Below are 6,980 nucleotides of genomic sequence, written 5' to 3'. Positions count from 1 at the left end.
CCCCACGCCCTCGTACTGGTTGTACGGGGGCGTGGGGGCGGTGCCGCGAGGCACCCTGCTGAGCGTGGATTACCTCGCCAACGTTCCGAGACGCGCCACTAGAGCTGCCTGATCGGTTCACCCGCGAGGAACGCGTGGATGTTCTCCACGGCCTCGGTGAAGTAGGTGCGGTAGTTGGCCGCTGTTACGTAGCCGACGTGCGGGGTGGCGAGGACGTTGGGCAACGCGCGCAGGGCGTCGGTCAGCGGGAGCGGCTCCACCTCGAAGACGTCCAGGCCCGCGCCGGCGATGCGGCCCGCCCGCAACACCTCCACGAGCGCGGCCGGGTCGACGATCGCCGCGCGGGAGGTGTTGACCAGGAACGACGTGGGCTTCAGGCAGGCCAGCGCGGCCGCGTCGACCAGGCCTCGGGTGCGGTCGCTCAGCACGACGTGGATGGACGCGAAGTCGCTCTGCGCCAGCAGGTCGTGCAGGCCGGAGGCGAGCCGGACGCCCTCGGGTTCGACCCGGTCGGCGGTCAGGTTCTGGCTCCACGCCACCACGTCCATGCCGAACGCCTTGCCGACGCGGGCGACGGCGCGGCCGATGTGGCCGAAGCCGAGCAGGCCCAGGGTGCGGCCGGCCAGGTCGGCGCCGACTGTGCTCTGCCACGGGCCGCCGGCGTGGAAGGCCGCGTTCTCGACGGCGACGTGGCGGGCGAGGCCGAGGAGCAACGCCCAGGTCAGCTCGGCCGGCGGGGTCTTGGCGCTGCCGGTGCCGCAGACCGTGACGCCGTGCGCGCGAGCGGCGTCGAGGTCGATCGCGGCGTTGCGCATGCCGCTCGTGATCAGCAGCCGGAGCTCGGGCAGCCGGGCGAACAGGGCCGCGTCGAAGGGGGTGCGTTCGCGCATGATCACGACACACTCGGCGTCGGCCAGCACCGGAGCCGGATCGGCCAGGTGCTCGCGTTGCACCGTCACGTCGAGCCCTGCCCAGTCGGCGTTGGCGAGCGCCACGCCCTGGTAGTCGTCGAGCACCACACACCGCATGGCCTGATCATGTCAGAGTAGGCGCATGGGAGCCTTCCACCTGGCACAGGCCAACATCTCGACCGGGCGGTGGGCGTTCGACCACTGGAGGATGCGCGGGTTCGCGAGCCGGGTCGACGCGATCAACGACCTGGCGGTCGAGGCTCCCGGGTTCGTGTGGCGGCCCACGTCGGAGCGGATGATGAACGACCTGCTGCGGCTTGGGCGCGACCCGATGCGGGAGGCCTACAACCTGAGCGTGTGGGAGTCCGTGGAGTCGTTGTGGGCGTTCGCGTTCGGCGGCATCCACCTGGAAGCGGTCAAGCGCACCAAGCAGTGGTTCGAGCCGGGAAGCGCGTTCGACGTGCTGTGGTGGATCCCCGCCGGGCACCGGCCGACGACCGAGGAGGGCCTGGCGAAGCTGGCCCTGGTCAAGGCGGAGGGCCCGACGCCGGAGGGGTTCACCTTCCGGCGCCGGTTCCCCTGTCCTAGCAGTTAGGTCGCGTCGCTCGGCCGGCGAAGCGGTCGCCGAGCCAGTTCATCGCGTTCGTGCCCCACGCGCTGACGGCGGTGACGTGCCCGAGCAACGGCAGCGGCGTCCACTGCACGTCGGCGCCGAGCGCACACCACTGCGAGCGCAGCTTCTGCCCGACGGCGTAAGGAATCAGCTCGTCGAGCGTGCCGTGGTAGAGGTAGACGGGTGCGGCGGGCTTGACCGAGCCGAGCGTGTTCTCCTTCAAACGCTGCTGCCACAACGGGTTCTGGATGACGTCCGGCGTGGTCGTGAGCGAGTTGAGCCGCGTGAACGGTGCCACCAGGGCGATCTCGGCGACGCAGGCCGCACGGATCTGGTCGATCACCTGCTTGCCGCGTGCGTTCAGCACGGTCGAGAGCGGCAGTTCCGGGTAGGCGGCGGCATAACCGGCGGCGGCCGCGAACACCAGACCCGAGCCCGCGTTGCCGTCGTTGAACTTCGCGACCGCGTTCAGGTCTGCCGGCACTCCCCCGGCCGCCACGCCGACGACGTTCAGCGAAGGTGCGTAAGCCTTCCACCGCTCCGCCGCGGCCGACGCCGCCTGACCTCCTTGCGAGTAGCCGAAAACGCCGACCGGCGCGTCCGCGGACAGACCGGGGATGCCGGCCGCTGCCCGTGCCACGTCGAGCAGCGCGCGTCCCTCCGAACGGGACACCGCGTAGGTGTGATCCCCAGGCGTGCCAAGGCCTTCGTAGTCGGTCACGGCGACCGCCCAGCCCTTGAGCATCGCCTGTGCGAGGAACGCGATCTCGACCTCGGTGCCGCCCTGCAGCTGCCGCGACGGCGCGCACTGGTCGCCCATGCCCTGCGTGCCCATCGCGTACGCCACGATCGGGCGCGGCCCGTTGGTCCACGGCAGCGGCGACACGAGCACCATGCCCGACACGACGGTGCTGCCGCCCGTCGCGGTCGTCGAGCGGTACCGGATGTCGTACGCCTTCACCGGCGCCGGGAGCAGTCTGAGCGGCTCCGGGTGCCACGCCACCTCCCTGCTGCTGACCAGCTCCCCCGGCGCGGCGGCGGAAGCGGGCGTGACCAGGGTGAATAACAGCAGGACGGCGGCGAGCACGGCTCGGAGCTGCATCGTTGGACCCCTTTGTGGTAACCGGCGTTACCGAAATGTAGGGCTGAACGCAGCAGCGAAGCAATAGGCTGTTCGGCTTGATGGATTCACGACCGGGTGGCGCGCGAAATTCGCGTGCCACCCGGAGAACCGCCCCGTTAGCGTTCTGCGGCATGGCAGATCGACCTCGGGTGTCCCTCGACCGCTCCGGCGGCTTGCACCTCGACGACGTGTCCGTGCGCGACGTGTCCCTCGTCCACGCGGAGATGCTGACCAAGCGGCGGCTCTGGATGAGCTGCTACCTGGAAGGCACTGGCGTCGAGGGCGACCGTGTCACGTTCATGATCACCGCGAGCGGCAACCGCCTCGTCTTCGAGGTCGACGAACGCCCTGAGGGCACCGTCTCGGTCGAAGGATGACTCAGGCAATTCCCTGGGCGAACGCGAACACCCGGTCCGGGTCGTACTTCCGCGCCACCTCGCGCAGTCTGGTCAGCGACGAGCCGTAGTAGGCCTGCGCCCAGTCCGGCATCTGCGGGTCGATGTAGTTCACGTAGCCGTTGGCGCCGAACATCTTCCCGAGCTCGTCGCGCGCCACGCCCATGGCTCGCCGCGCGTTCGCCTCGCCTGCGGCCAGCGTGCACTCCACCTGGATGCTCGCCAGCGCCGTGCGGTGCGGGAACGCCGTGGCAGGCCCGCGGGCGACCGCGCCGCCCAGGGCGTCGATCATGTTGTACGAGTTGGGCGTGTTCTTGAAGATGTCGGCGAGCTTCTGCGGGTCGGTGATCGGCCTGGTCAGCATCCGCGACGTCGCCACGTAGCTGCCGCGTGACTGCGAGCCGCCGCCTCCGTTCCACGACGGCTTGCACGAGCCGTCGTTCACCCGGCACCACGCGAACCGCTCCATTGCGGAGAGGAACGACTGCTCGGTCTCGCGCCGCGACGTCGGCTGCGACCCGACACGGCGCACCAGGTCGTCGAGCAGCGGTTTGAGCTGGGTGGGCGTGCCGACGAAACAGCCGCCAACCTCGACGTACGGGTTCGCGCCGCTGCCGACGCCGACGGTCGAGGTGAGCGGATCCGGTGCCTTGCCCTGCCAGTCCGGCCACGCGCTGAGCAACGACGCCAGCGCCGCCGAGGGGAACTGGAGCGTGAACGTCGTGAGGTTGCGCGCGGGTTCGGTGCGGAACACGAACGACGTCACGATCCCGAAGTTGCCACCCCCACCGCCGCGCAACGCCCAGAACAGGTCCGCGTTCTCACTCGCCGACACCGTGCGCAGAACCCCGTCCGGCGTCACGACCCGCGCGCTGACCAGCCGGTCGCAGGTGAGCCCGAACGCCCGCGCGGTCACCCCGATGCCGCCGCCCAGCGTGAGGCCCGAGATGCCGACGGTCGCGCACGTGCCGGCCGGCATCATCCGGCCGGCGTTGGCCAACGCGATGTAGAGGTCCATCAGCAGCACGCCCGCGCCGACCTCGGCCGTGCCGTCGGCGCGCACGTCGATCCTGTTGAGCCCGCGCACGTCCACGACCAGGGCACCGTCCGCCGTGGAGTAGCCCGGGTAGCTGTGCCCACCGCACCGGGCGGTGATGCGGGTCCGGTCGGCGCGCGCGATCTCGATGCACCGCTGGACGTCCGCCGGCGACACGACGCGGGCGATCGCACTCGGACGTTGGGCGTCGTAGTGCGTGAAGTACCCGAGCTTGGCGTCTCTGTAGGCGGCGTCGCCGGGCCTGATCAGCTGGACGTCCATTGTGGACTTGCCGGCCAACGCCGACACGGCTCCGAGCGCGGCTGTTTGCAGAAGTGCCCTGCGACGCAACATCCCACGAACGTAGGAGTCGGACAAACCAGGGCACAACGGAAGAACAGACCGGGACGAATCCCGGCTACGGATTCACAGCCAGGAACAGGAACGCCGCGAGCAGAACCAGGTGAACGCCACCCTGCAGACGCGTCGCACGGCCCGGCACGACCGTCAGCACGCTGACCAGAACGGTGAGCAGCAGCAGGATCATCTGCGTCGACCCGAGGCCCAGCATCAGCGGCCCGTCCAGCCAGATCGTGGCCAGCGCGATCGTCGGGATGGTCAGGCCGATGGAGGCGATCGCCGACCCGTAGCCGAGGTTGATGCTGGTCTGGATGCGGTCGCGCAACGCGGCCCGCGCGGCGGCGATGGTCTCCGGCAGCAGCACCAGCAGGGCGATGACGACGCCGACGAACGACTGGGGGAACCCGGCCGCACGCACGCCCGCCTCGATCGCGGGCGACTCGATCTTGGCCAGGCCGACCACCGCGATCAGCGCGACGAGCAGGAACCCGAGCGAGATCAGCGCGGCCCTGCCGGTCGGGGCGTCGGCGTGTTCGTCGGCCTCGATCACGCCGTCCTCGTCCACGGGCAGGAAGAAGTCGCGGTGCCGGACGGTCTGGGTGAAGACGAACATCGCGTACAGGCCCAGCGAAGCGAGCGCCGCGAAGGCGAGCTGGGCTCCGGAGAACTCCGGGCCGGGCGTCGAGGTGGTGAACGTCGGCAGCACCAGGGTGAGGGTGGCGAGCGTGATCACGGTGGCGAGTGCGCCGCCGCTGCCTTCCGCGTTGAACAGGATCGTGTGGTGCTTCAACGCGCCGAGCAGCAGCGAGATGCCGATGATGCCGTTCGTGGTGATCATGACCGCGGCGAACACGGTGTCGCGCGCGAGAGAAGAAGCCTCTGGGCCGCCGGACACCATCAACGTCACGATCAGGGCGACCTCGATGATCGTCACCGCTACCGCGAGGACGAGGGAGCCGAACGGCTCGCCGACCCGCAGCGCGACCACCTCCGCGTGGTGCACGGCGGCGAGCACCGTCGCGGCGAGGACCACGGCGACGAGCGCGACGAGCACGCCCCCGAGGTCACGGCCCCAGAAGATGGCGAGCAGGACCATGCCGAGCACGGGGGTGATGGTCGTCCAGTGGAGCAGCGGGAAGCGCGGGGCGGCGGCCATGATCACACCTTCGCATACCGGACTGGCCTTCCGCCATTCGGCGCAGCAGTGGTTTCGGGCGCAAGAAAATGTGGTGCGGAGCGCCCCTGCCGCGCCCCGCACCACATTTCTATTTGGTGCCTCGTCCGATCCGTCAGAAATCGAAGATGGCACCCGAGTGCGCCAGCATGACGCACGAGTTCGGGTAGGTGTGCACCTCGTTCACGGGCTGCCCGCGCCAGAAGCCGAACATCGCGACCTCGACGGGGGCGTAGTGGAACGTGCACGCCCGGTCGTCCGCCTGCATGGTCGCCAGCTGCGTGCCGGCGGAGGCGAGCGTCGCGCAGGCGAGGGCCCTGCGCGGGTGCTGGTCACCTCGTCCGCAGGTCAGGACGGCGGCCTTGAAGGCGTTGTCGTCGAACTCGGAGTACTGGGCGGTGAGCACGAGCGCAGTGGTCCCCGATGCGGCGGGGGCGGCCTGCGCGGTGCCGGCGAAGGCGAAAAGCGACACGAACAGAGCAACGAACGCACAAATGCGGCCGGACATGAAAGCGGTCCTCCTGAGACCTCACAAAAACGGGCCGGTTCTCGGCCGCCGCAGATGTTGCCACCCGGAATCGCCACCGCGAAAGGGGCCAGGAAACGTTCACCGATCACATTTGCGCACCCCTCCGAAAGTATGATTGGGCCAAACGGATGTGTCGCTCGACACGTTCACCGAGACACAGCCGCCGACGGACTGTTACGGGTTGCTGACAGAGCACCGCGTCAAACGACGTATTATCCGATTCATGTCCAAGACCTCCAGACGCGTCGTGTTCGGCGTGCTGCTGATCGTCACACTCGTGGTTTCCACCGGCGGCGCGCTGGGTTACCTGGGCAGATTGACGCTCGTGTTCGACCGCCATCCGGGAAAGCCGCTCGTGATCTACGAAGAAGTGCCCGGACCGAAGGACGGGCCGAACTGCGCCATCGACGCGCGCTACTTCGACGAGAAGCCGGAGGGCCTGCGCCCCGAGGTGCTCCAGGCGTGGCTGAAGCTCCGCCAGAAGGCCTCTGAGCAGGGCGTTACCCTCTGCCTGAACGACGGCAAGCGCAGCCGCGCGCAGCAGCAGGCGGAGTTCGACGAGGCGGTCAAGAAGTTCGGGACCGAAGAATTGGCGTCGAAGTACGTGCTGAACCCGCCGGACCGGTCGATGCACGTGATCGGAGTCGCCGTCGACATTCAGCCGATCGAATCCGCGCAATGGGTCGAGAAAAACGGCAACACCCTCGGCTGGTGCCGCCGTTACGAAAACGAGCAGTGGCATTTCGAGTACAACGTCGACTACCCCAGGACGGGTTGTCCCGCCCTCATCCCCAGTGCGACGGGCAGCTGAGCCCTCGCGCAAAGGTCTAGACGCCTGA

General features: G+C 69.1%; 8 protein-coding genes. 3 read left to right on the top strand and 5 right to left on the bottom strand.

Annotated features, from left to right (window positions below; translation table 11 throughout):
* Window positions 1-98: 98 nt before the first annotated feature.
* On the bottom strand, window positions 99-1,028 hold the full coding sequence (locus ACFWNN_RS28935) for a D-2-hydroxyacid dehydrogenase family protein (protein ID WP_382443086.1): 930 nt from the start codon (window positions 1,026-1,028) through the stop codon (window positions 99-101).
* A 25-nt stretch (window positions 1,029-1,053) separates the two neighbouring features.
* Between ACFWNN_RS28935 and ACFWNN_RS28930 the strand changes: the two genes are divergently transcribed.
* Entirely contained in the window at window positions 1,054-1,506 is a 453-nt protein-coding gene (locus tag ACFWNN_RS28930) for a DUF3291 domain-containing protein (RefSeq protein WP_382443085.1), read from the top strand.
* Here the strand turns inward: ACFWNN_RS28930 and ACFWNN_RS28925 are convergent.
* Window positions 1,496-2,626 (bottom strand): lipase family protein, encoded by a 1,131-nt coding sequence (locus ACFWNN_RS28925; RefSeq protein WP_382443084.1) that lies wholly within the window; start codon window positions 2,624-2,626, stop codon window positions 1,496-1,498. The genes ACFWNN_RS28930 and ACFWNN_RS28925 overlap by 11 nt on opposite strands.
* Before the next feature lie 152 nt (window positions 2,627-2,778).
* On the opposite strand from ACFWNN_RS28925, the gene ACFWNN_RS28920 reads away from it, so the two are divergent.
* Complete coding sequence (locus tag ACFWNN_RS28920; RefSeq protein WP_382443083.1) at window positions 2,779-3,024, top strand: hypothetical protein; 246 nt, start codon at window positions 2,779-2,781, stop codon at window positions 3,022-3,024.
* Window position 3,025: 1 nt separating this feature from the next.
* On the opposite strand, the gene ACFWNN_RS28915 is transcribed toward ACFWNN_RS28920, so the two are convergent.
* The 3 genes from ACFWNN_RS28915 to ACFWNN_RS28905 all read right to left on the bottom strand — a co-directional run bounded on the left by ACFWNN_RS28915 (window position 3,026) and on the right by ACFWNN_RS28905 (window position 6,084).
* Complete coding sequence (locus ACFWNN_RS28915) at window positions 3,026-4,432, bottom strand: FAD-binding oxidoreductase (protein WP_382443082.1); 1,407 nt, start codon at window positions 4,430-4,432, stop codon at window positions 3,026-3,028.
* A 64-nt stretch (window positions 4,433-4,496) separates the two neighbouring features.
* Window positions 4,497-5,594, bottom strand: a complete 1,098-nt coding sequence (locus ACFWNN_RS28910; protein WP_382443081.1) for a calcium:proton antiporter — start codon at window positions 5,592-5,594, stop codon at window positions 4,497-4,499.
* Window positions 5,595-5,727: 133 nt separating this feature from the next.
* Complete coding sequence (locus tag ACFWNN_RS28905; protein WP_382443080.1) at window positions 5,728-6,084, bottom strand: SSI family serine proteinase inhibitor; 357 nt, start codon at window positions 6,082-6,084, stop codon at window positions 5,728-5,730.
* Between the two features lie 280 nt (window positions 6,085-6,364).
* Between ACFWNN_RS28905 and ACFWNN_RS28900 the strand changes: the two genes are divergently transcribed.
* A complete protein-coding gene (locus ACFWNN_RS28900; protein ID WP_382443079.1) occupies window positions 6,365-6,952 on the top strand; it encodes a D-alanyl-D-alanine carboxypeptidase family protein in 588 nt (195 codons plus the stop codon).
* The last annotated feature ends 28 nt before the right edge of the window (window positions 6,953-6,980 follow it).

The sequence above is a fragment of the Lentzea sp. NPDC058450 genome (genome assembly GCF_042721395.1).
Classification (GTDB): domain Bacteria; phylum Actinomycetota; class Actinomycetes; order Mycobacteriales; family Pseudonocardiaceae; genus Lentzea.
This window is presented reverse-complemented; position numbering and strand designations above follow the sequence as displayed.

Excerpts from the sequence above, each read along its gene's own strand:
- ACFWNN_RS28915 (WP_382443082.1), bottom strand. The coding sequence starts at position 4,432 with ATGTTGCGTCGCAGGGCACTTCTGCAAACAGCCGCGCTCGGAGCCGTG.
- ACFWNN_RS28930 (WP_382443085.1), top strand. The coding sequence starts at position 1,054 with ATGGGAGCCTTCCACCTGGCACAGGCCAACATCTCGACCGGGCGGTGG.
- ACFWNN_RS28920 (WP_382443083.1), top strand. The coding sequence starts at position 2,779 with ATGGCAGATCGACCTCGGGTGTCCCTCGACCGCTCCGGCGGCTTGCAC.
- ACFWNN_RS28935 (WP_382443086.1), bottom strand. The coding sequence starts at position 1,028 with ATGCGGTGTGTGGTGCTCGACGACTACCAGGGCGTGGCGCTCGCCAAC.
- ACFWNN_RS28910 (WP_382443081.1), bottom strand. The coding sequence starts at position 5,594 with ATGGCCGCCGCCCCGCGCTTCCCGCTGCTCCACTGGACGACCATCACC.
- ACFWNN_RS28925 (WP_382443084.1), bottom strand. The coding sequence starts at position 2,626 with ATGCAGCTCCGAGCCGTGCTCGCCGCCGTCCTGCTGTTATTCACCCTG.
- ACFWNN_RS28900 (WP_382443079.1), top strand. The coding sequence starts at position 6,365 with ATGTCCAAGACCTCCAGACGCGTCGTGTTCGGCGTGCTGCTGATCGTC.